Consider the following 1,283-nt stretch of genomic DNA (forward strand, 5'->3'; position numbering starts at 1 on the left):
CTCTACAGCCAGTGAGTGATCAACAATCAACTGTGTTGGAACAACTGGATTGACCTCGGAAGGGTCACCCCCCTGCTCAGCAATCGCATCACGCAGGCCAGCCAGATCAACCAGAGCTGTTTGACCGAGAATATCATGACACACGACACGAGCAGGATACCAGGGAAAGTCCTGATCGCGCTTGCGTTCTATGATCTGCTTGAGGGCCTCTGTCAAGATTGCAGGATTACAGCGACGAACGAGCTGCTCAGCCAGAACGCGAGAGGTGTAAGGCAGCCTTGCGTAGGCACCAGTCTGAATGGCTTCGATGGCTGCACGAGTGTCGAAATAGTCCAGTCGGGTGCCCGGTAATGGTTTGCGATATGCACTGTTCATAACATCAGTCCTTCAGTTTTATGGACGATCTTTGATCGCCACCCAGTCAACACTTTCTGGACCGGTGTAGTCCGCAGAAGGACGAATAATACGATTATTAGCACGCTGCTCCATGACGTGTGCAGTCCAACCAGAAACACGTGAACAAACAAAGATCGGTGTAAACAGTTTGGTTGGAATGCCCATGAAGTGATAGGCAGAAGCGTGGAAGAAATCAGCATTACAGAACAATTTCTTCTCACGCCACATGACCGCCTCAACACGTTCGGAAACAGCATACAGGTATTCATCAACTGAATGCTCAGACAGTTTCTTTGACCACTCTTTAATAATATCGTTACGAGGGTCAGACTCACGGTAAATCGCGTGACCGAAGCCCATAATTTTTTCTTTACGAGCCAGCATGGTCATAATGTTCTGCTCCGCTTCATCGGCAGAGCGCCAGTTCTCAATCATTGCCATAGCTGCCTCGTTTGCACCGCCATGTAAAGGTCCACGCAGTGAGCCGATTGCAGCGGTTACACAGCTGTGAACATCAGAGAGAGTGGAAGCACAAACTCGGCCGGTGAAGGTAGAAGCATTAAATTCATGCTCAGCATAAAGGATCAGGGAGGCATGCATTACCTCTATATGCAGAGGTTTCGGCTTCCTGTTATGCAAGGTCCACAGAAACTGCTCAGCAATGGAGTCTGCTTCAGTATCAACATTAATTCGGATGCCGTTGTGACTGAAGTTGAACCAGTAGTTAATCATGCCCGGGAAGAGGGCCAGCATACGGTCAATGTGATCCAGCTGTTCGGAGAAATCCTGCTCAGTTTCCAGATTACCCAGCATTGAACAACCGGTGCGCATAACGTCCATTGGGTGTGCACCGGCAGGAATCTCTTCCAAAACGACCTTCAGGGCAT

2 protein-coding genes are annotated in these 1,283 nt (G+C 49.5%); both read right to left on the minus strand.

Annotated elements, in window-relative coordinates; genetic code table 11:
* Positions 1–375: aconitase family protein (locus KDK19_RS01195; protein ID WP_257291169.1), on the minus strand; the 375-nt coding region annotated here is incomplete at its 3' end.
* Positions 376–393: 18 nt separating this feature from the next.
* Positions 394–1,283: citrate/2-methylcitrate synthase (locus tag KDK19_RS01200; protein ID WP_257291170.1), on the minus strand; the 890-nt coding region annotated here is incomplete at its 5' end.

This window comes from Endozoicomonas sp. ONNA1 (genome assembly GCF_024606325.1).
Taxonomy (GTDB): Bacteria; Pseudomonadota; Gammaproteobacteria; order Pseudomonadales; family Endozoicomonadaceae; genus Endozoicomonas_A.